Annotated in this window: 17 protein-coding genes; 5 read left to right on the forward strand and 12 right to left on the reverse strand. The window is 71.3% G+C overall.

Going from position 1 to position 20,467, the window contains the following annotated elements; all coding sequences use genetic code 11:
• Window positions 1-13: 13 nt before the first annotated feature.
• A complete protein-coding gene (locus ACIBH3_RS26275; RefSeq protein ID WP_396314543.1) occupies window positions 14-1,372 on the reverse strand; it encodes an aspartate aminotransferase family protein in 1,359 nt (452 codons plus the stop codon).
• 181 nt (window positions 1,373-1,553) lie between these two features.
• Complete coding sequence (locus ACIBH3_RS26280; protein WP_396314544.1) at window positions 1,554-2,999, reverse strand: gamma-aminobutyraldehyde dehydrogenase; 1,446 nt, start codon at window positions 2,997-2,999, stop codon at window positions 1,554-1,556.
• 282 nt (window positions 3,000-3,281) lie between these two features.
• On the opposite strand from ACIBH3_RS26280, the gene ACIBH3_RS26285 reads away from it, so the two are divergent.
• From ACIBH3_RS26285 to ACIBH3_RS26300, 4 genes are all read left to right on the forward strand, one after another.
• The gene (locus ACIBH3_RS26285) at window positions 3,282-3,755 is read left to right on the forward strand and encodes an Lrp/AsnC family transcriptional regulator (protein ID WP_396314545.1); all 474 of its coding nucleotides are present in this window, start codon (window positions 3,282-3,284) and stop codon (window positions 3,753-3,755) included.
• Window positions 3,752-5,146, forward strand: coding sequence for an aspartate aminotransferase family protein (locus ACIBH3_RS26290; RefSeq protein WP_396314546.1), 1,395 nt, complete (start codon window positions 3,752-3,754; stop codon window positions 5,144-5,146). The genes ACIBH3_RS26285 and ACIBH3_RS26290 overlap by 4 nt, the downstream gene beginning before the upstream one ends.
• A 263-nt stretch (window positions 5,147-5,409) precedes the next feature.
• Window positions 5,410-6,168 (forward strand): ABC transporter ATP-binding protein, encoded by a 759-nt coding sequence (locus ACIBH3_RS26295; protein ID WP_396314547.1) that lies wholly within the window; start codon window positions 5,410-5,412, stop codon window positions 6,166-6,168.
• 125 nt (window positions 6,169-6,293) lie between these two features.
• Window positions 6,294-7,460, forward strand: a complete 1,167-nt coding sequence (locus ACIBH3_RS26300) for a hypothetical protein (RefSeq protein WP_396314548.1) — start codon at window positions 6,294-6,296, stop codon at window positions 7,458-7,460.
• An 87-nt stretch (window positions 7,461-7,547) separates the two neighbouring features.
• Here the strand turns inward: ACIBH3_RS26300 and rlmN are convergent, their stop codons facing one another.
• From rlmN to rpsB, 6 genes are all read right to left on the reverse strand, one after another.
• On the reverse strand, window positions 7,548-8,648 hold the full coding sequence (gene rlmN / locus ACIBH3_RS26305; RefSeq protein ID WP_396314549.1) for a 23S rRNA (adenine(2503)-C(2))-methyltransferase RlmN: 1,101 nt from the start codon (window positions 8,646-8,648) through the stop codon (window positions 7,548-7,550).
• A 173-nt stretch (window positions 8,649-8,821) separates the two neighbouring features.
• Window positions 8,822-10,090: a phosphatidate cytidylyltransferase gene (locus tag ACIBH3_RS26310; RefSeq protein WP_396314620.1), complete on the reverse strand. Its 1,269-nt coding sequence runs from the start codon at window positions 10,088-10,090 to the stop codon at window positions 8,822-8,824.
• Window positions 10,091-10,197: 107 nt separating this feature from the next.
• Window positions 10,198-10,755 carry a ribosome recycling factor gene (frr, locus tag ACIBH3_RS26315; protein ID WP_396314550.1) on the reverse strand — a complete coding sequence of 186 codons (558 nt, stop codon included), beginning with the start codon at window positions 10,753-10,755 and terminating at the stop codon, window positions 10,198-10,200.
• 168 nt (window positions 10,756-10,923) lie between these two features.
• Window positions 10,924-11,679: a UMP kinase gene (pyrH, locus tag ACIBH3_RS26320; protein ID WP_396314551.1), complete on the reverse strand. Its 756-nt coding sequence runs from the start codon at window positions 11,677-11,679 to the stop codon at window positions 10,924-10,926.
• A gap of 265 nt (window positions 11,680-11,944) precedes the next feature.
• A complete protein-coding gene (gene tsf, locus ACIBH3_RS26325) occupies window positions 11,945-12,784 on the reverse strand; it encodes a translation elongation factor Ts (protein ID WP_396314552.1) in 840 nt (279 codons plus the stop codon).
• A gap of 129 nt (window positions 12,785-12,913) precedes the next feature.
• Window positions 12,914-13,816: a 30S ribosomal protein S2 gene (gene rpsB / locus ACIBH3_RS26330; protein WP_396314553.1), complete on the reverse strand. Its 903-nt coding sequence runs from the start codon at window positions 13,814-13,816 to the stop codon at window positions 12,914-12,916.
• Between the two features lie 732 nt (window positions 13,817-14,548).
• Here rpsB and ACIBH3_RS26335 point away from each other — a divergent pair.
• Window positions 14,549-15,079 (forward strand): murein hydrolase activator EnvC family protein, encoded by a 531-nt coding sequence (locus ACIBH3_RS26335; RefSeq protein ID WP_396314554.1) that lies wholly within the window; start codon window positions 14,549-14,551, stop codon window positions 15,077-15,079.
• Window positions 15,080-15,268: 189 nt separating this feature from the next.
• On the opposite strand, the gene ACIBH3_RS26340 is transcribed toward ACIBH3_RS26335, so the two are convergent.
• From ACIBH3_RS26340 to ACIBH3_RS26355, 4 genes are all read right to left on the reverse strand, one after another.
• Window positions 15,269-15,922 (reverse strand): TetR/AcrR family transcriptional regulator, encoded by a 654-nt coding sequence (locus tag ACIBH3_RS26340; protein ID WP_396314555.1) that lies wholly within the window; start codon window positions 15,920-15,922, stop codon window positions 15,269-15,271.
• Window positions 15,923-16,106: 184 nt separating this feature from the next.
• On the reverse strand, window positions 16,107-16,979 hold the full coding sequence (gene whiG, locus ACIBH3_RS26345; protein WP_396314556.1) for an RNA polymerase sigma factor WhiG: 873 nt from the start codon (window positions 16,977-16,979) through the stop codon (window positions 16,107-16,109).
• 541 nt (window positions 16,980-17,520) lie between these two features.
• Window positions 17,521-18,750 (reverse strand): DNA-processing protein DprA, encoded by a 1,230-nt coding sequence (dprA, locus tag ACIBH3_RS26350; RefSeq protein WP_396314557.1) that lies wholly within the window; start codon window positions 18,748-18,750, stop codon window positions 17,521-17,523.
• Between the two features lie 81 nt (window positions 18,751-18,831).
• Entirely contained in the window at window positions 18,832-20,466 is a 1,635-nt protein-coding gene (locus ACIBH3_RS26355; RefSeq protein WP_396314558.1) for a YifB family Mg chelatase-like AAA ATPase, read from the reverse strand.
• Window position 20,467 lies beyond the last annotated feature (1 nt).

Genomic DNA, 20,467 nt, shown 5'->3' on the forward strand with positions numbered 1-20,467 from the left:
CCGAGGCGCCGCGTCAGACGGTGTGCGCGTCCGCGACCGAGAGCGCCTCGTCCAGGATGGCCAGACCGCTCTTGGCCTCCTGCTCGGTGACGTTGCACGGCGGCACGACGTGGAAGCGGTTCATGTTGATGAACGGCCACAGGCCGCGCTGCTTGCAGGCGGCGCCCAGCTCGGCCATCGGCGCATTGGCGGCGCCGGCCGCGTTGTAGGGCACCAGCGGCTCGCGGGTCTCGCGGTTCTTCACCAGGTCGAGCGCCCAGAAGACGCCCAGGCCGCGCACCTCGCCGATGGACGGGTGGCGCTCGGCCAGCTCGCGCAGGCCCGGGCCGAGCACCGTCTCGCCGATGTGCTTGGCGTTCTCCACGATGCCCTCCTCGGCCATCGCGTTGATCGTCGCCACGGCGGAGGCGCAGGCCAGCGGGTGGCCGGAGTAGGTGAGGCCACCGGGGAAGGGACGCTCGCCGAAGGTGGCCGCGATCTCGGCGTTGATCGCCACGCCGCCCAGTGGCACATAGCCGGAGTTGACGCCCTTGGCGAAGGTGAGCAGGTCCGGGGTGACGCCCCAGTGGTCCACGGCGAACCACTCGCCGGTGCGGCCGAAGCCGGCCATCACCTCGTCGAGGATGAAGACGATCCCGTACCGGTCGCAGATCTCCCGGACGCCCGCGAGGTAGCCGGCCGGCGGGATCAGGATGCCGGCGGTGCCGACCACCGACTCCAGGATGATCGCCGCGATGGTGTGCGGGCCCTCGAACGCGACCGTCTCCTCCAGGTGGGCCAGCGCGCGCTCGCACTCCTGGGTCTCGTTCTCGGAGTGGAACGGGGAGCGGTAGGCGTACGGGCCCCAGAAGTGCAGGACGCCGGAGACGCCGGTCTCGCTGGCCCAGCGGCGCGGGTCGCCGGTGAGGGCGATCGCGTTGGCGGTGGCGCCGTGGTACGAGCGGTAGGTCGACATGACCTTCTGCCGGCCGGTGTGCAGCCGCGCCATCCGGATGGCGTTCTCGACCGCCTCGGCGCCGCCGTTGGTGAAGAAGATCTTGTCCAGGTCGCCCGGGGTGCGCTCGGCGATCAGCCGGGCGGCCTCGCTGCGCGACTCCACGGCGAAGCCGGGCGCGACGGTGCAGAGCTTCGCGGCCTGCTCCCGGATCGCGGCGACCACCTTGGGGTGCTGGTGGCCGATGTTGGTGTTCACCAGCTGGGAGGAGAAGTCGAGGTAGCGGTTGCCCTCGTAGTCCCAGAAGTACGAGCCCTCGGCGCCGGCCACCGCGAGGGGGTCGATCAGTGCCTGGGCGGACCACGAGTGGAAGACGTGCGCGCGGTCGGCGGCCTTGACTGCCTGCCCGGCGGCTGAGTCAGCGGTGGGGATGCTCATGCCGGTAAGCGTAGGGAAGCGGGCGCGAGACGTGCAGCTTCATCTTGTCAGGCGCTCACGCGTGTGGCCGACAGCCTGACAGGCGAAGGCCCGGACCACGCGGGTCCGGGCCTTCGGTTCAGGCTCCTTCGGACACCGTCGGGCCTGGTTCAGGGCCTCGGTGCCGGGTGGGTCGGCTCGCTCAGATGGCGGTCATCACGTGCTTGACGCGGGTGTAGTCCTCGAAGCCGTAGGAGGAGAGGTCCTTGCCGTAGCCGGACTTCTTGAAGCCACCGTGCGGCATCTCGGCGACCAGCGGGATGTGGGTGTTGATCCAGACGCAGCCGAAGTCCAGGCGGCGGGACATCCGCATGGCGCGGGCGTGGTCCTTGGTCCAGACGGAGGAGGCGAGCGCGAACTCCACACCGTTGGCGTAGTCGACGGCCTGCTCCTCGTCGGAGAACTTCTGCACGGTGATGACCGGGCCGAAGACCTCGTTCTGGATGATCTCGTCGTCCTGGTTCAGACCGGAGACGACGGTCGGGGCGTAGAAGTAGCCGATGTCGCCGACCCGGTGGCCACCGGCCTCGACCTTGGCGTGGGAGGGCAGCCGCTCGATGAAGCCGGCCACCTGCTTCAGCTGGTTGGCGTTGTTCAGCGGGCCGTAGAGCACGTCCTCGTCGTCGATGCCACCGGTCTTGGTCTCGGCCGCCGCCTTGGCGAGCGCCTCGACGAAGGCGTCGTGGATCGACTCGTGCACCAGCACGCGGGTGGCGGCGGTGCAGTCCTGGCCGGCGTTGAAGTAGCCGGCCACCGAGATGCCCTCGACGGCCTCGGCGATGTCGGCGTCCTCGAACACCACGACCGGGGCCTTGCCGCCGAGCTCCAGGTGGACGCGCTTGACGTCCTTGGACGCCGACTCGGCGACCTGGATGCCGGCGCGCACGGAGCCGGTGATGGAGGCCATCGCCGGGGTGCGGTGCTCGACCATCAGGCGGCCGGTCTCGCGGTCACCGCAGATGACGTTGAAGATGCCCGCCGGCAGCTCCATGTCGGCGAGGATGCCGCCGATGATCTCGGCCAGCAGCACGGTGGAGGCCGGGGTGGTGTCGGAGGGCTTGAGCACCACGGTGTTGCCCGCGGCGATGGCCGGGGCGAACTTCCAGACGGCCATCATCATCGGGTAGTTCCACGGCGCGACCTGGGCGCAGACGCCGACCGGCTCGCGGCGCACGATGGAGGTCATGCCGTCCATGTACTCGCCCGCGGCCTTGCCCTCGAGCAGGCGGGCGGCGCCGGCGAAGAAGCGGATCTGGTCGGCCATCGGGCCGATCTCCTCGGACTTGGTCAGCCCGCGCGGCTTGCCCGTGTTGCGACACTCGGCGTCTACCAGCTCGTCGGCGCGGGCCTCGACCGCGTCGGCGATCTTCAGCAGCAGCCGCTGCCGGGTGCTCGGGGTGGCGTCACGCCAGATCGGGAACGCCGCGGCGGCCGCGGCCATCGCCGCGTCCACGTCCGAGGCGCCGGACAGCGGAGAGGTCGCGTAGGCGTCACCGGTCGTCGGGTCCACGATGTCCAGCGTGCGGCCGTCTGCCGCGTCGACGAACTCACCGTTGATGTAGTTACGCAGAGTGCGAAGGTCACTCACGGGATTCTCTCCTCGGTCTGGGCCTGCGGCGTTGCAGTATCCGGCGCCAGGATACGTCGGCGCCGGGTGGCCCGGCCGGGTCCGGCGCGGTCCACTGTTCGGTGGAGCGCGCCCTCCGGAGGAGGTGCGCGCGACTACCCTGCCAGGGTAACCGCACCGCTGCGGTTATCGACAGGCCAATGTCAGAACAACGATGAAATCCGTATGCGATCCCGAAGATCACGACGAAATCAGTAGCATTCTGCGCTTGCGAACGCGCAGGCGATCGGGCACAGTGGCGACGTGGCCAACCGCGACCGGAACGCCAGCGTTCCCCTCGACTCCGCCTCCAAGGCGATCATCGAGCAGCTCCAGGAGGACGGGCGCCGCCCGTACGCCGCCATCGGCAAGGCCGTCGGCCTGTCCGAGGCGGCCGTGCGCCAGCGGGTCCAGAAGCTGCTCGACCAAGGCGTGATGCAGATCGTCGCCGTCACCGACCCGCTCACCGTCGGCTTCACCCGGCAGGCCATGGTCGGTATCCGGGTCGAGGGAGACATCGAACCGGTCGCAGACGCGCTGGCCGCCCTCGACGAGGTCGACTACGTGGTCTGCACCGCAGGCTCGTTCGACCTGCTGGCCGAGCTGGTCTGCGAGGACGACGAGCACCTGCTCGAACTGATCAACAAGCGCATCCGCGCGCTTCCCGGCGTGCGGAGCACCGAGAGCTTCGTTTATCTGAAGCTCCGGAAACAGACCTACACCTGGGGCACCCGATGAGCGCCGACCCGGCACAGAAGGACCTTTCGAAGACCGCCTACGACCACCTGTGGATGCACTTCACCCGCATGTCGTCGTACGAGAACTCCCCCGTGCCGACGATCGTCAAGGGCGAGGGCACCTACGTCTGGGACGACAAGGGCAAGAAGTACCTGGACGGGCTCGCGGGCCTGTTCGTCGTCCAGGCCGGCCACGGCCGCGAGGAGCTGGCCGAGGCCGCCGCGAAGCAGGCCAAGGAGCTGGCCTTCTTCCCGGTGTGGAGCTATGCCCACCCGAAGGCCGTCGAGCTGGCCGAGCGCCTTGCCAACTACGCCCCGGGTGACCTGAACAAGGTCTTCTTCTCCACCGGTGGCGGCGAGGCCGTCGAGACCGCCTGGAAGCTCGCCAAGCAGTACTTCAAGCTGACCGGCAAGCCGACCAAGTACAAGGTCATCTCGCGCGCCGTCGCCTACCACGGCACCCCCCAGGGCGCCCTGTCGATCACCGGCCTGCCGGGCCTGAAGGCCCCGTTCGAGCCGCTGGTGCCCGGCACCCACAAGGCCCCGAACACCAACATCTACCGTGCCCCGGCCTTCCTGGCCGGCCCCGACGGCACGGTGGACCCGGAGGCCTACGGCCGCTGGTGCGCCGACGAGATCGAGGTGGCCATCCTCAACGAGGGTGCCGACACCGTCGCCGCAGTCTTCGTCGAGCCGGTGCAGAACGCCGGTGGCTGCTTCCCGCCGCCGCCCGGGTACTTCCAGCGCCTGCGCGAGATCTGCGACCGCCACGACGTGCTGCTGGTCTCGGACGAGGTCATCTGCGCCTTCGGCCGCCTGGGCACCATGTTCGGCGCCGACAAGTTCGGCTACCAGCCCGACATGATCACCTGCGCCAAGGGCATGACCTCGGGCTACTCCCCGATCGGCGCCACGATCATCTCGGACCGCCTGGCGGAGCCGTTCTACAAGGGTGACAACACCTTCCTGCACGGCTACACCTTCGGTGGCCACCCGGTCTCCTCCGCGGTGGCGCTCGCCAACCTCGACATCTTCGAGCGCGAGGGCCTGAACCAGAACGTGCTCGACAACGAGTCGAAGTTCCTGAACACCCTGGACAAGCTGCGCGACCTGCCGATCGTCGGCGACGTGCGCGGCAACGGGTACTTCTACGGCATCGAGCTCGTGAAGGACAAGGTCACCAAGGAGTCGTTCAACGACGACGAGGTGGAGCGCGTGCTCTACGGCTTCCTGTCGAAGGCGCTCTTCGACAACGGCCTGTACTGCCGAGCCGACGACCGTGGCGACCCGGTCATCCAGCTGGCCCCGCCGCTGATCTCGAACCAGTCGACCTTCGACGAGATCGAGCAGATTCTGCGGGTCAGCCTCACCGACGCGTGGGCCAAGCTCTGACCTTCTGTCCCACCCTCCGCCAAGGGCGGTCCCGCACTGCGGGACCGCCCTTGGGCGTCCCCCCGCCGGCCCAGCGCCGCCGGGGCCCGCCGAAGAGCCGGCAAGGAGCCCCAAGCCGAACGTCCGCGAAGGTTTCTTGACGCCAACACGCCGGATTCGCTCCGGTTTGCCCACGGATGGGCCAGTGTGCCGCAACCTCGGCACGGCTCAGTCGTTCTAATCTGACGACTGTCATATCCCCGTAGCCACCAGGATGGTGCTTCATGTCAGCGGCCCCGCCTGACAACGACGTGCTGTGGGCCCGAGGAGTCGTCAAGTCCCACCATGGCACTCCCGCCCTGCGCGGCATCTCGCTCGGCATCCGCGAGGGCGAGGTGCTGGCCGTCACCGGAGCGCGCGGCGCCGGCAAGTCCACCCTGCTCGGCTGCCTCTCCGCGCTACTCCCCGTCGACCAGGGCGAGGTCTGGTTCAACAGCTCCTCCGTCCACACCCTCGGCCGGGCCGGGCGTGAACGCCTGCGCCGCGACCGCTTCGGCTTCGTCGGCTCCGAACCCCACCTGGTACCGGAACTGACGGCCCGCGAGAACGTCGCCCTGCCGCTGCTGCTGGCCGGTGCCGGCAACAAGGCCGCGTACTGCGCCGCCGACGAGTGGCTGGAGCGGCTCGACGTCGCCGAAAGCAGCCGGCTGCGACCGGACCGGCTGATCCAGAGCCAGCGCCAGCGGATCGCCGTCGCCCGCGCGCTCGCCCCGCTGCCCCCCGTCGTCTTCGCCGACGACCCGACCGCGCCGCTGCACCGCGAGGCCGCAGATCAGGTCCTGCGGATACTGACCAGCGCGGCCCGCTCGCACCAGCTCACCCTCGTCCTTGCCACCCACGATCCCGAGCTCGCCCGGTACGCGGACCGCACCGTCGCGCTGGTCGACGGACGTCTCGCCGCGCCCGTCGCCCCCGTGGCGCGCGGCACCGGCGGCACCGGCGGCGTCACCGGCGCGTCCGCCGTCTCCGCCTCGCGCCGCTAGGAGCCCGAAGCGGCCGACCTGCCGAAGGCGCTGAGCGCTGAGCGGGCTGAGCTGAGGGCAGCAGAGCCGGGCGTCGAAGCGCCGAGTGTTGAAGAGCTGAAGAGCGAAGAGCTGAAAGAGTCGACGTGTTGTATCTCCGCCTGGCCCGTGGCTACCGGGTGCTCGACCTCGGCCGCTGGCTGCTCACCGCCCTCGCCGGCAGCGTGGTCGCGGCGTTCCTGCTGCGCTCGCTCGGCCGGGCGATGAGCGACCCGCAGGGCACCGACGGGTCCGTGGTCCGGCTGCTCTGGTGCCTGCCGCCGCTCGCCGCCGTCGCCTGGTTCGCCGCGGTCGCCGCCCGGGCCCTGCCCGCCCAGCGCCCCGAGCGGATCACCGGCCTGACCGCGGCCGGGGCCGGCTCCACCCGGATCAGGATCCTGATCGCCGGCGAGATCGCGCTGGCCAGCGCACTCGGCAGCGCCCTCACCCTGCTGCTCTTCCTGGTACTGCGCAACGACATCGCCGGTGACACGCTCGCCCCCGAGCTCGGCATGGGCGTCCCGCTGCCCGCCGCCGCCCCCGTCACCCTGCTCGCCCTCGTCCCGCTGGTCGCCGGAGTAGCCGCCGCCATCGCCGTACCCGCCGTCGAGACGCTGCCCGGCCGTGGCACTCCCGGCGGCACTCCCGGCACCGCCCAGGGATACACGCCACTGCGCCTCGCCATCCCGGTCGGCCTGACGGTGATCGGCCTCGCGCTGGAGCTGTACGGGCTGCGCTCCGGTGCCGCCGAGGACGGACGGCCACTCCACCTGCCGGCCGGGCTGGGCAGCACCAGCGTCGCCGCACTCGGCGGCTGGGCCGGCACCGCGATCGGCCTCGCGCTGCTGACCGGCCCGCTGCTCGCCTGGGCCGGGCGGCTGCTGGCCCTCGGCCGGCCGACCCCGCTGCGACTGCTGGCCGGCCGCGGCCTGACCGCCGAGGCCCGGCGGCTGAGCCCGCCGCTCGCCGTGCTCGCGCTGATCCTCGCGGTGGTGCTCACCACCATCCGGTACTGGGTCGGCACCCCGGACAGCGCGGACGTCCTGCCGGCCATCGAGGCGGTGCTGGTGCTCGGCTGCGCCGTCGCCGCCGTGGTGGCCCGGCTGGCGGAGGTCCGCACCGCCCGTCGGCAGGTCACCGCCGGGCTGCTCCAGCTCGGGGCGGCGCCCCGGCTGCTGTTCGGCGCCGTCGCACTGCGCGCGCTCGCCGTCGGGACGGTGCTGCTGCTGACCGGCGGGCTGACCGCCGCACTGGGCGCGGCCACGCTGGCCTGACCACGCGGGTGGCCCGGCCGGGCCACCGGGCCCGCGGTTATGGCCGACCGGGGCCGACCAGCTCGCGGTCCGCCCCGGCTCCGGGTCTCAGCCCGCGGCCGCCAGCTGCCCGCAGGCGCCGTCGATCTCCTGGCCACGGGTGTCCCGGACGGTCGTCGGCACACCGTGCGACTGCAGCCGACGGACGAACTCGCGCTCGTCCTCCGGGCGGGAGGCCGTCCACTTGGAGCCCGGGGTCGGGTTCAGCGGAATCAGGTTGACGTGCACCCGGTGGTTCTTGATCAGCCGCCCGAGGAGGTCCGCCCGCCACGCCTGGTCATTGATGTCCTTGATCAGCGCGTACTCGATGGAGATCCGGCGGCCGGACTTCTCGGCGTAGTTCCACGCCGCGTCCAGCACCTCGGCGACCTTCCAGCGAGTGTTCACCGGGACCAGCTCGTCCCGCAGCTCGTCATCGGGGGCGTGCAGCGAGAGCGCGAGGCGCACGCTCAGCTCCTCGTCCGCCAGCCGGTTCATCGCCGGGACCAGGCCGACGGTGGAGACGGTGATGCCGCGCTGCGACATGCCGAAGCCGTCGGGCGCCGGGTCGGTCAGACGCCGGATCGAGGCCAGCACCCGGTTGAAGTTCGCCAGCGGCTCGCCCATGCCCATGAAGACCACGTTCGACAGCCGCGCCTCGCCGCCGGGGATCTCCCCGGACTTGAGCGCGCGCATGCCCGCGGCGATCTGCTCCACGATCTCGGCGGTGGACAGGTTGCGGTTCAGCCCGGCCTGGCCGGTGGCGCAGAACGGGCAGTTCATGCCGCAGCCGGCCTGCGAGCTGATGCACATGGTGACCCGGTCCGGGTAACGCATCAGCACGGACTCGACCAGTGTCCCGTCGAAGAGCTTCCAGAGCGTCTTTCGGGTGGTGTCGTCGTCGCAGGAGACGTGTCGCACGACCGACATCAGCTCCGGGAGCAGGGCCTCGGTGAGCTTCTCCCGGCTGGCAGCGGGGATGTCCGTCCACTCGCCCGGGTCGTTGGACATCCGGCCGAAGTAGTGGTTGGACAGCTGCTTGGCGCGGAACGGCTGCTCGCCCAGCTCGGCGACGGCCGCCTTGCGATCGGCGGGGCTCAGGTCGGCAAGGTGTCGCGGGGGCTTGGCGCCGCGCGGCGCGACAAAGGTCAGTTCTCCGGGTGCAGGCATGGTTCATCCAGTGTCGCAGATGCCGCAGGCCCCGGACGCCGAGCGTCCGGGGCCTGCGGTCGTACCTCCCGCCGCACCGGCGGTCGTACCTGCGTTCGCGTCTCGCCGGTACCTGCGGGTGCGTCGTACCGCTCCCTTTCAGCTGCCGGTACCGGTCAGCTGCCAAGTGCCGGTCAGCTGCCGACAAAGGCTGCCAGCAGCAGCCAGACCACCGGTGCGGTCGGCAGGAGTGAGTCCAGCCGGTCCATGATGCCGCCGTGGCCGGGCAGCAGCGTGCCCATGTCCTTGATGCCCAGATCACGCTTGATCATGGACTCGCCGAGGTCGCCGAGGGTCGCCGTGACGGCCGCGCAGCCACCCAGGACCAGGCCCTGCCACCAGCTGCCGTCGTCGATGATCAGCTGCATCAGCAGCGCGCCCGCGAGCATCGACAGCGCGATGCCGCCGGCCAGGCCCTCACGGGTCTTGCCCGGGCTGATCGTCGGCGCCAGCTTGGTCCTGCCGAACTTGTACCCGACGGCGTAGGCCCCGGTGTCGCTGCAGACCGTGACGATCAGGAAGAGCACGATCCGCTGCGGGCCGTCGTCGGCCGCCAGCATCATCGCGACGAAGGTGGCCAGGAAGGGGACGTAGAAGGCGGTGAAGATGCCCGCCGTTATGTCCCGCAGGTAGTTCTCCGGCGGCTGCGCCATCCGCCAGACCATCACCGCGAGCCCGGTCAGCGCGAGCGCTGCGGCGGCCCACTGCACGCCGGCCCAGTAACCCGTCGAGATCATCGCGACGCCACCGACCGCGAGCGGGACCAACGGTGCGTCGATCTCCTTGCGCTCGGCCAGCCTGCTGGTCAGCTCCCAGAGTCCGACCACCGCGGCCACCATGACGACGACCAGGAACAGCTCCTTGACCAGGAACAGCGAGGCGACGATCACCGCGCCGAGGCCGACCCCCACGCCTATCGCGGCCTTGAGGTTGCGACCGCCGCGCTGCTTGCGGGGCTGCGGGTCGGGCTGGGCCACTGGTGTCTCCTGCCCTGGGAAGGACGGCACAGGGTGGTGGTGCGCCGGGTCGTTCGGCTGGGGGTGGTACTGCGGGGACTGTGGGGGCTGCGGAGCGCCGGCCTGTGGACCTCCGAACGGCGCCGGACGGCCCACCGGGGCCGGACCTCCGGCCCCGGGCCACCCGGGCGGGGTCGAAGACGTCGGCGCGCGCAGCACCATCGTCTCCTCCGGCCCCGGGCCGCCCGCTCCCGGATGCTCGTCCCGGAACAGCGGGCCGCCGCTCAGCCGGCCGGGCGAGCGCGCCGGCGCCTGCTGCGGCCGGTGCGGGTCGGAGCCCGGCTCCGGGGAGTGCTCCTGGCCTGGGCCGGCCGGGACTGGGGGCATGAACCGAGTCTGCTCCGCATCACCGCCCCAGGACACCGGGGGCTGCTGCGAGTGACCCATTCGGTGCTGGAGGTCACCCGCAGCAGGCGCCGGCGCGGCGGGGTACGGAGGCAGGTACTGCTGGTCGGATGGGCCCCAGTAGCCAGGGGCGTCAGGGGCGTCGTTCATCAGACTTCGAGCAGCTCGGCTTCCTTGTGCTTCAGCAGCTCGTCGACGTGTGCGACGAAGCGCGAGGTCAGGTCGTCGAGCTCCTTCTCGGCGCGGCGGCCCTCGTCCTCGCCGGCCTCGCCGTCCTTCACCAGCTTGTCGATCGCGTCCTTGGCCTTGCGTCGGATCGCCCGGATCGAGATCTTGGCGTCCTCACCCTTGCCGCGGGCGACCTTGATGTACTCCTTGCGGCGCTCCTCGGTCAGCTGAGGGAACGACACCCGGATGATGGAACCGTCGTTGGACGGGTTGACGCCCAGGTCCGAGTCGCGGATCGCGGTCTCGATGTTGCGCAGGGCCGTCTTGTCGAACGGGGTGACGATCGCCATCCGCGGCTCCGGGACGGCGAACGAGGCGAGCTGGTTGATCGGCGTCGGGGCGCCGTAGTAGTCCGCCACGATCTTGGCGAACATCGCCGGGTGCGCCCGGCCGGTGCGGATGGCGGCGAAGTCGTCCTTGGCGACGGCTACGGCCTTCTCCATCTTCTCCTCGGCTTCGAGGAGGATCTCTTCGATCACGGTCTGCTCCCTGTCCGGTATGCCTTGATGCCGTACTGATGTCCCGCACGCGCACGCCGTGCGGATGCTTGCCGCGGCGTGCTGCCTGCCGGCTTGCTGGTCGCTCGCTGCACGCTACTCGTCGGCCGTCGCTCGGTGCTCGGTGCGGCGGCCGACGTGCCGGCCCGCTCAGGCCCGGACGGAATCCTGGCTGATGAGTGTGCCGATCTTCTCACTCTTCACCGCACGCGCGATATTGCCCTCCGCCAGCAGCTCGAACACCAGCATCGGCAGGTTGTTGTCCTTGCACAGCGTGATCGCGGTGAGGTCGGCGACCTTGAGGTCGCGCGCGATGACCTCGGAGTACTCCAGGGCGTCGAACTTCACGGCGTCCGGGTTGGTCCGCGGGTCGGAGTCGTAGACGCCGTCCACACCGTTCTTGCCCATCAGCAGCACCTCGGCGTGGATCTCCAGCGCGCGCTGGACGGCCGTGGTGTCGGTGGAGAAGTACGGCATGCCCATACCGGCGCCGAAGATGACCACGCGGCCCTTCTCAAGGTGCCGGACGGCACGCAGCGGCAGGTACGGCTCGGCGACCTGGCCCATGGTGATGGCGGTCTGGACCCGGGTCTCGATGCCTTCCTTGATCAGGAAGTCCTGGAGCGCGAGGCAGTTCATCACCGTGCCGAGCATGCCCATGTAGTCCGAGCGCGCCCGGTCCATGCCGCGGACCTGGAGCTCGGCGCCACGGAAGAAGTTGCCGCCGCCGATCACCACGGCCACCTCGGTACCGGCGCGGACCACCGTGCCGATCTCCCGCGCGATCGCGTGCACGACGTCCGGATCGACGCCGAGGCCGCCGCCACCGGCGAACGCCTCACCGGACAGCTTCAGCAGAACCCGGCGCCGCCGGCCGTCCTGCGCGGTCTCCTGCGTCTCCTGCATGGACTTCTCCTTCTAACCTGCTGGTTCACAGATCCGGCTGTGCGAAGCCCGACCTGCGCGTACACGCGAGGAGGCCACTGCCGCGGGAACCGGTACGGTGTCCTGCACGGCAATGGCCTCCTCGTCGTTCATGGTGCCGACGTGGCCCCCGAGGGGTACGTAGAGAGCCCGATCGGCGCGTTCCTGCCGCCCTGGTCAGGAGCGGTGGCGGTTCCTACCCTATGCGGGGTCCTGACGGACGGGAACCAAGGTGGAACGTGGTGGCTCAGGCGCCGACGCGGAAACGCGCGAAGCGCTTGAGGGCGACGCCGTTCTCCTCGAGAACCTTGGCGACGGACTTCTTGTTGTCCTTCGCGAAGGCCTGCTCCAGGACGGAGTTCTCCTTGACGAAGCCGGTGACGCGACCCTCGACGATCTTCGGCAGGGCGGCCTCGGGCTTGCCCTCCTCGCGAGCGGTGGCCTCGGCGACGCGACGCTCGTTCTCGATGTCCTCGGCCGGGATGTCCTCGCGGGAGAGGTACTTCGGGGCGAAGGCGGCGATGTGCTGCGCAACATCCTTGGCGACCGCGGCGTTCTCCTTGTCGAGCTCGACGAGGACGCCGATGGCCGGCGGGAGGTCCGGGTCGGTCTTGTGCAGGTAGACCGCGACGTAGCCGTCACCGTCGAACTGCGCGAAGCGGCGGAAGACGATCTTCTCGCCCAGGCTCGCGTTGGCCTCGTCCACGAACTGCTGGACGGTCTTGCCGGCGGCGATCTCGGAGGCCAGCGCGGCCTCCAGGTCGGCCGGCGAGGTGGCGGCGACGTGGGCGGCGATCGTGTTGGCGACCTCGACGAACTTGCCGCCCTTGGCGACGAAGTCGGTCTCGCAGTTCAGCTCGACCAGCACGCCGGACTTGTTGTCCTCGGCGATCAGCGCGGCGACGGCGCCGTTGGAGGCGTCACGGCCCTCGCGCTTGGCGACGCCCTTCTGACCCTTGATACGGAGCAGCTCGACGGCCTTCTCGACGTTGCCCTCGGCCTCGTCGAGCGCCTTCTTGCAGTCCATCATGCCGGCGCCGGTGAGCTCACGGAGCTTCTTGACGTCCGCGGCGGAGATGTTCGCCATGGTGTGAATCTCTTCTCGCGTCTCGCGTGTCTGCGTGGGGTTGCGCCGGGGCCGATGGTTCGGCCCCGGCACGGGAGAGAGGGGCACCTACCGGTGTCGTACCGGCGAGTGCCCCTCACCCTTGGTACGTCAGGCCTGCTCGGCCTCGGCGGCCGGAGCCTCAGCCTCGCCGGCGGGGGCCTCAGCCTCGGCGGCGGGGGCCTCGGCAGCGACCTCGGCGGCGGCAGCCTCGGCGGCCGGAGCCTCCTCGACCTTCTTGTCGCCCTCGAGGATGTCCTTCTCCCAGTCGGCCAGCGGCTGGTCGGCGCCCGGCTCGGCCTTGACGTCGCCCTTCGCGACACCCGCGCGGGCCTTGAGGCCCTCGGCGACGGCGTCGGCGATCACGCGGGTCAGCAGGGTGACGGAGCGGATCGCGTCATCGTTGCCCGGGATCTTGTAGTCGACCTCGTCGGGGTCGCAGTTGGTGTCGAGGATGGCGACGACCGGGATGTTGAGCTTCCGGGCCTCGCCGACCGCGATGTGCTCCTTCTTGGTGTCGACGATCCAGACAGCGCTGGGAACGCGCTGCATGTCACGGATACCGCCAAGGGTCTTCTCGAGCTTGGTGTGCTCGCGCTCGAGGACCAGGAGCTCCTTCTTGGTGAGACCGGAGCCGGCCACGTCCGAGAAGTCGATCTCGCCGAGCTCCTTCATCCGCTGAAGGCGCTTGTACACGGTCTGGAAGTTGGTCAGCATGCCGCCGAGCCAGCGCTGGTTCACGTAGGGCATGCCCACGCGGGTGGCCTGCTCGGCGATGGCCTCCTGGGCCTGCTTCTTGGTGCCGACGAAGAGGACGCTGCCGCCGTGGGCAACGGTCTCCTTGACGAACTCGAAGGCGCGGTCGATGTAGTTCAGCGACTGCAGGAGGTCGATGATGTAGATGCCGTTGCGCTCCGTGAAGATGAAGCGCTTCATCTTCGGGTTCCAACGACGGGTCTGGTGACCGAAGTGGACGCCGCTCTCCAGCAGCTCCCGCATCGTGACGACGGCCATAGCCGTGCTCCTCAGGTGTTGCGCCCGGCTCTTGCGTTGCCGCTGCTGCCGGGTCAGGCTCGGTTTTGTCCGTGCCGGTCAGGTGACCGTCACGCCTGACGCCCCGAACGTGCCGAGCCGCTTCGGCCCGGGCGGTCGAAACCACGTCGGGCTCGGCGGACCGAGCGGCACTCGCACCAGGTGATGGCGGCGGCTGGGCCGCAGTCCGACCACCGGTGGCGGGGCGTGCGAAGTCGACCCGGGCAGACCGGGTCGCGTGTGAAGTGTACGGGAAGCGCCGAGCGACGAGCGACTCCGCTGATTTCGGGGGGGTCGGCCGGCGCTCGTGTGACTGCCGCCCGGCCCTGCCGGGCGGGGCTCCTGCCACGTAGCGGGAGGGCGGCGGGACCCGTGACGGGGGGTGGTGTGAGCGGGTGGCAGCATGGCGGGCTCGCCCGCCTCGGTTCGTGCGCGGTCACCGGGGGCGGCCACGCCACCCGTCCGGGGGACACCGGTTGTCCACAGCCGGGTGGTTGTCCACAGGAATCGGGCGGGGCCTGGCGCGGCCGCTCTCCCGCCGGGAGCCTCATCGGCATGTCCGCACCCCGCGCCGCATTGCCAGGCCGCCCTGCCTCACTCCGTCCCTGTCCGCCTTCCTTGACGCGGGCTGCGGAGCGATCTCCCTCTCGCCCGCGCCCTCGGCGTCGAGGTAGGTGCCGGCCTCGTCCTGGGCGTCGAGTCAGATGTCGAGCGGTGCCTGTGACACTGCTGCTGACGGTGCTGCTGGCCGCGCTCCCCGAGCCTGCCGTCCACGCGAGGCGGGTGCCGGAACTTCTCGCACTTCTGGCGCCGACCGGTCGGGCGTGGCCGGTGGGCGGGCCCGGTGCGGTGCTTCGACGCTTCGAAGCCCCGCCTGCACGCTGGGCCGCCGGGCACCGGGGAGTCGACCTGGCGGCGGAGCCGGGGACCGAGGTGCGATCCGCAGCCCCCGGGGTGGTCGTGTTCTCCGGCACCGTCGCGGGACGCCCGGTGGTCACCGTCAGCCATCCTGGATCCGGCACTCCCCCACTTCGCACGACCTACCTACCCGTGGCAGGCACCGCCCCGGTGGGCGCGGCCGTCGTTGCGGGTCAACCCGTCGGCCGCCTCGCGCCGGCCTCCAGCCACTGCCCGAGCAGTTGCCTGCACTGGGGTCTGCTGCGTGGCGAGCGCTATCTCGACCCGCTCGCCCTGCTCGGCACCGGCTCGGCGCGCCTGCTGCCACTGGCCGGCGGGGAGCACTGACACGCGCGGGCGTGGGCCCGTGCGGGGTGGTCAGGGCTCGGGCCTGCGTGAGGGGCCGGTGAATGATCGGCCCGTGTACCACGCAGGCGTAGTCGGCTCCTGTGGTCGGTCCGCGCGTGGGGCCCGTACACGGTCGCCCGCGGGCGGCTCAGTGCTCGACTCGAAGGCTGCTGCCGCCCGCTCGCACTGTTACGACAGCTCCGGCGGCAACGGTGCCGTCGTCGTTGGCTGCGTGCTCTCACGCGGGCACAGCCCGTGCAGCACCAGTGCCACGGCCGCATCCGCGACGGAGGCCGGGCTCCCGGCTCCGAGGCGGCCATGCCCACCGGGGCGCTGTTCGGACTGCCGGACCGCCGCCTCGACGACGCCCTGGAGCAGCGCCGCCGCCAGCCGCGGCTGATCGTGTCCGAGATCCTCCAGTGCCTGCACCACCAGACCGATGAGGCCTCCGTGCGCAGCGCGGATGCGCTCGCGCGCGGCCTCGTCGAGTTCCAGCGCCGAGATGGCGGCGATGGCCCGGTGCCGCGGATCGCCGGCGAGCGTCAGCTGCCCCCGGACGTAGGCCTCGACCCGGCCGGCTGGGTTGTCGCAGACAGCCATGCCCGCCTCGATCTCGGCGGCCCAGAGTGGGAAGTCCACCTCGCACAGCGTCTCGACCACGGCGGCACGCGAGCGGAAGTACTCATATACGGAGGAGCGGGCCAGCCCGGTGCGCGCCGCAAGCGCGGGGAACGTCAGCGCCTCCATACCGCCCTCGGCCAACAGACTGCGGGCAGCGTCGAGGAGGGCTGCCTGTTGCAGCTGTCGATGCTCGGCCAAGGTGGCCGCTCGGATCTTCGGCACCGTCCCACTCTACGGAGCCCGCCGAGCGCCCGGTACGGCGCCGCGCAATTGAGGGGAACGAGGAGGCGGGTGACCCCGTCCGGTTCCGCCGGGGCCGACCCGACCGCTCCGGCCGAGTCGACCACTCCGACCTCGGATACCCGGTGCGCGGGCCGCTCGCCGACGGATGTCGGCCGGCCGCTCGTCAGCGGATGTCGGGCAGCTTCGCTCGCAGTTGCAGCACCGATTTGGTGTGGATCTGGCTCACCCTGCTCTCCGTCACCCCCAGCACCTGGCCGATCTCGGCGAGCGTCAGGCCTTCGTAGTAGTAGAGCGTCACCACCGTCTTCTCCCGCTCCGGGAGGGTGTTGATCGCGTGCGCCAGCAGCCGGCGCAGCTCGCGGTCCTCCGCGACCTCCACGGGGTTGTCCGCCCCGTGGTCGACCAGGCTGTCGATCAGGCTCGGTCGGTCACCTCCCTCGCCGGCCGGGTGGAGGAGCTCGTCGAGGGCGACCACGTTGGCCAGGGAGAGCTGGCTGAAGATGGCGTGCAGATCCTCGATCGCGATGCCCATCTCGGCGGCGACCTCGGGCTCGTGCGGTGTGCGGCGCAGCCGCGCCTCCAGCGTGGCGTACGTCCGCTCGACCGCCTTGGCCTTCTGCCGGACCGAGCGGGGGATCCAGTCCAGTGCGCGAAGTTCGTCGATGATGGCGCCACGGATGCGGCTGATGGCGTAGGTCTCGAACTTGATGGCCCGGTCGAGGTCGAACTTCTCGATCGCGTCGATCAGGCCGAACACGCCCGAGGAGACGAAGTCGGCCTGCTCGACGTTCGATGGGAGGCCGACGCCCACCCGGCCGGCCACGTACTTGACGAGCGGGGAGTAGTGCAGGATCAGCTGTTCCCGGAGGCGGGCGTCCCCGGTCTCCTTGTAGGAGCGCCAGAGTGTTTCGAGCGCGGTGCGGTCGGCGCCCTGCTGCTCGCGGCGGGCCGCCGGGGTCCGGGCGGTCGCGGTGGCCGGCGGTGCGGGCTGTGCCGGGCCCGTGCCGACCGGCCCGCCCCGGTGTGCGGCCGACACGGGCCCACCCGGTGCCGGAAGGGCCCCGCGCGGTCCGGCGCCGCCGGCCACCGCCACCCCGGACACCAGGGATCCCGCACGCGACCCGGTGGCAGGCTCACCGGTGGGTCTCTCCTCGGCCGGGTCGGTGTCGGGCTGCGGGCCGACGCCCGGAGTGGCCGACCCACCCTGGACGCCCGGCACCGCCGGAACGGTCGGCGGCATCGGAGCAGCCGGAGCAGCCCGGCCGCTCTGCCGGGTCAGCCCCATCGCGCCCGTTGCTTTCGGCTGGAGGTCAGCCACGGGGCGCGTCTCGGTCCTCGGCCCTCCCGAGGACCACCCGCCACCGGTCACCCTGTGTCCGGGAATGTGTGTGGGCATACGTTGGTCTGCGCCGTTCTGCCGAGTCATGTGCTGATAGGGAAGCCACTGCGAGCGTAGCGTGACCGACTCGCTGCAATGCGCTACCGCCACTCGGTCGTCCCCCGATCCGGTGGCGTTGAAAGCCACCTGCTGGGATACATCGGCCGGCCCGACCTGGCAGTCGTGCTGTCGAAGCGCCTCACCCCTTCCGTACGAGCCGCCAGTGCGCGCCCTGACGCTCGACGAATCCCAGCGACGCCAGCTCGTAGAGGCGTTGCAGGACTTCGTCGGGCGGAAGCTGTGACTGCCGGGCGAGTCGCTCGATGGGCGCCCCCTCCGCTGAGGCGGGCACCGCCTCCAGCACGCGCGCCACGGCCGGCTCCAGTAGGTCCCGCGGCACCACGGGGCCGGCGCGGCGCGGCGCGAGGTCGTCGCCCATGGCTCCGATCAGTTCGCAGACCTCGGCGGCGTCGGTGACCAGACTCGCCGCGCCGCTTCGGATCAGCGCGTGCACCCCGGCGGAGAGTTCGGAGGTGACGGGCCCCGCCACGCCCATGGTGTGGCGGTTGAGATCGCGGGCGCGCCGCGCGGTACTGAGCGCCCCGCTGCGCAACGCGGCCTCGACCACCACGGTGCCCCGGGTGAGGGCGGCGATGACCCGGTTGCGCAGCACGAAGCGGAAACGGTTGGGATGCTCGCCGGGCGGCAGCTCGCTCAGCAGCAAGCCCTGCTCGGCGATCCGCCTGATCAGTTCCGTGTGTCCCTGCGGGTAGGCCATGTCCACCCCGCAGGCAAGGACGCCGACGGTGAGACCGCCCACGGCGAGCGCGCCACGGTGCGCGGCGGCGTCGATCCCGTACGCCGCTCCGGAGACGACCACCCAACCGCGTTCGGCGAGCTGTGCACCCAGTTCGCCTGCCACATGCGCACCGTAGGCGGTGCAGGCTCTGGCGCCGACCACCGCGACCGACCGGAGTGCCAGCAGCCGCAGGGAGCCGGTGCCCAGTACCCACAGCCCGACCGGCCGGCCGTCACCCAGATCGTCGAGCTGGCTGGGCCACTCCGTGTCCCCCGGAATGATGAAGCGCCCACCACGGCTTCGTACCCGCTCGAGGTCCGCGAGGGGATCCAGGCCGACCAGGCGTTCGCGGTAGCCTGCCATCCGCGCGGGGTCCAGATCGGGGTGGGCGGGCGCTGTGCCGTCACGGATGGCCGCGAGCAGGGTGGCCGCGTCGGTCCGCGCCAGGCATCGGCCGATCACGGCGTCGCCCGGTTCTGTCAACCTGCTGAGCGCGGCCCGGGCGCGGCGCTCAGGGTCGGCGACCGGCCGTGGCGGCGGGGGCGCGGCCGTGTGGTCGGCAGCGCGGTCGGCCGAGCGTCCGGGCGTCGCGGCTGACCATTGCGATGAGGTCTGCGTGTGATTCACCATCAACCTCCATGCTTGACGTGTGCTCAGCGGTGCGTGCTCAGTGGCCGGCGGTCGACGATCAGCGAGTCGGCGGGCTCTCATCTAGGCGTCCGTGCCGGCGAACTCGCCGCCCATCGGGTCCATGACGGGTAGCCCGTGCTCGATCCCGGTACGCAGGACCAGGGCCGTACGGACATCCCGTCGGTCCGGCCGGCCCCGGCCGGCGAGGTCGGCCACCGTCCAGGCCACGCGCAGCACCCGGTCCAGTCCGCGGGCGGTGAGCAGTCCGCGCTCCAGCTGACGTGCGGCGTCGTCGAGCGCGCCCGGCCCGAGCTTCCAGCGGGTGCGCAGTTCATGGCCCGGCACCTCGGCGTTGGTCCGCCACGGAGTGTCGGCCAGCCTGGCGGCGGCGCGCTCACGAGCCGCCAGCACTCGCGCGGCGACCGTCGCGGTGCTCTCCGCCGAGATGTCACGCTCCATCAGCTCGACCCTGGTCACCGGCGCGACCTGGACCTGGAGGTCGACGCGGTCCAGCAGCGGCCCGGAGAGTCGCCCCTGATAGCGGCTCACCATCGCGGGGGTACATTCGCAGCCCTCGCCCCGCCGTGAATGCCGGCCGCACGGGCAGGGGTTTGCGGCCAGGCACAGCAGGAACCGCGCGGGCAACCTCAGCGACCCCGCCGATCGCGCGATCACCACCTCTCCCGATTCGAGGGGCTGGCGCAGCGCGTCCAGGACACGGACGGGGAACTCCGGGGCCTCGTCCAGGAACAGGACCCCTCGATGGGCCAGCGACACCGCGCCCGGTCTGGGCAGTCCGCTCCCGCCTCCGACGATCGCGGGCATGGTCGTGGAGTGGTGTGGGGCGCAGTACGGCGGGCTGTCGATCAGTGGCCGACCTGCGGGGAGCAGCCCGGCCACCGAGTGGACGGCCGTGACCTCCAGCGCCTCGGACTGCGTCAGCGGTGGCAGCAGCGCGGGCAGTCGCTCGGCGAGCATGGTCTTTCCTGCTCCGGGCGGCCCTTTGAGGTAGATGTGGTGCCCGCCGGCCGCCGCGATCTCCAGCGCTCGGCGCGCCTCGTACTGGCCCGCGACGTCGGCCAGGTCGAGCGCCCCGGCCCGGCCGCCGGGGAGGCCGCGCACTCCCCCGCTGGGAATCATCAGCCCCGCCATCAGTGGATCGGGCCGACCGCTGACCGAGTCGGAGGGCTCGTCGGGAACGGGCGCGTCGGTGAGCACGGCGATCAGCTGGCGCAGGCTGCGCACCCCGATGACGGAGACGCCGGGCACCAGCGCCGCTTCGGGCGCGGTCTGCTCGGCAACCACGACCTGCCGGTAGCCGGCGTCGGCCGCGGCCAGGACGGACGGGAGGACGCCACGGACCGGACGTACCCGGCCGTCCAGGCCGAGCTCGCCGATGATCAGGAGTTCCGCGATGGAAGAGGGGTCGAGACGCTCTGCGGCCGCGAGGACGGCGCAGGCCACGGCGAGGTCGAACCCGCTGCCGCTCTTGGGCACGGAGGCGGGGCTCAGGCCCACGGTCAGCTTGCGTGGCGGCCAGATCTCCCCGCTGTTGACCACGGCCGCCCGGACACGGTCGCGGGCCTCCGAGAGTGCCTTGTCGGGCAGTCCGACCAGGGTGAAGGCCGCGACGCCGGGCTCCAGATCTGCCTGGACCTCGACGACCACCCCGTCGACCCCCACCAGGGCGACCGAGCAGGTACGCGCGAAGGCCATC

The sequence above is a fragment of the Kitasatospora sp. NPDC050543 genome, assembly GCF_044457565.1.
Classification (GTDB): domain Bacteria; phylum Actinomycetota; class Actinomycetes; order Streptomycetales; family Streptomycetaceae; genus Kitasatospora.

Coding starts and splice junctions, on each gene's coding strand:
- ACIBH3_RS26275 (WP_396314543.1), bottom strand. CDS start 1,372: ATGAGCATCCCCACCGCTGACTCAGCCGCCGGGCAGGCAGTCAAGGCC.
- ACIBH3_RS26290 (WP_396314546.1), top strand. CDS start 3,752: ATGAGCGCCGACCCGGCACAGAAGGACCTTTCGAAGACCGCCTACGAC.
- ACIBH3_RS26295 (WP_396314547.1), top strand. CDS start 5,410: ATGTCAGCGGCCCCGCCTGACAACGACGTGCTGTGGGCCCGAGGAGTC.
- rlmN (WP_396314549.1), bottom strand. CDS start 8,648: ATGCCTGCACCCGGAGAACTGACCTTTGTCGCGCCGCGCGGCGCCAAG.
- ACIBH3_RS26310 (WP_396314620.1), bottom strand. CDS start 10,090: ATGGGTCACTCGCAGCAGCCCCCGGTGTCCTGGGGCGGTGATGCGGAG.
- pyrH (WP_396314551.1), bottom strand. CDS start 11,679: ATGCAGGAGACGCAGGAGACCGCGCAGGACGGCCGGCGGCGCCGGGTT.
- tsf (WP_396314552.1), bottom strand. CDS start 12,784: ATGGCGAACATCTCCGCCGCGGACGTCAAGAAGCTCCGTGAGCTCACC.
- rpsB (WP_396314553.1), bottom strand. CDS start 13,816: ATGGCCGTCGTCACGATGCGGGAGCTGCTGGAGAGCGGCGTCCACTTC.
- dprA (WP_396314557.1), bottom strand. CDS start 18,750: ATGGTGAATCACACGCAGACCTCATCGCAATGGTCAGCCGCGACGCCC.
- ACIBH3_RS26355 (WP_396314558.1), bottom strand. CDS start 20,466: ATGGCCTTCGCGCGTACCTGCTCGGTCGCCCTGGTGGGGGTCGACGGG.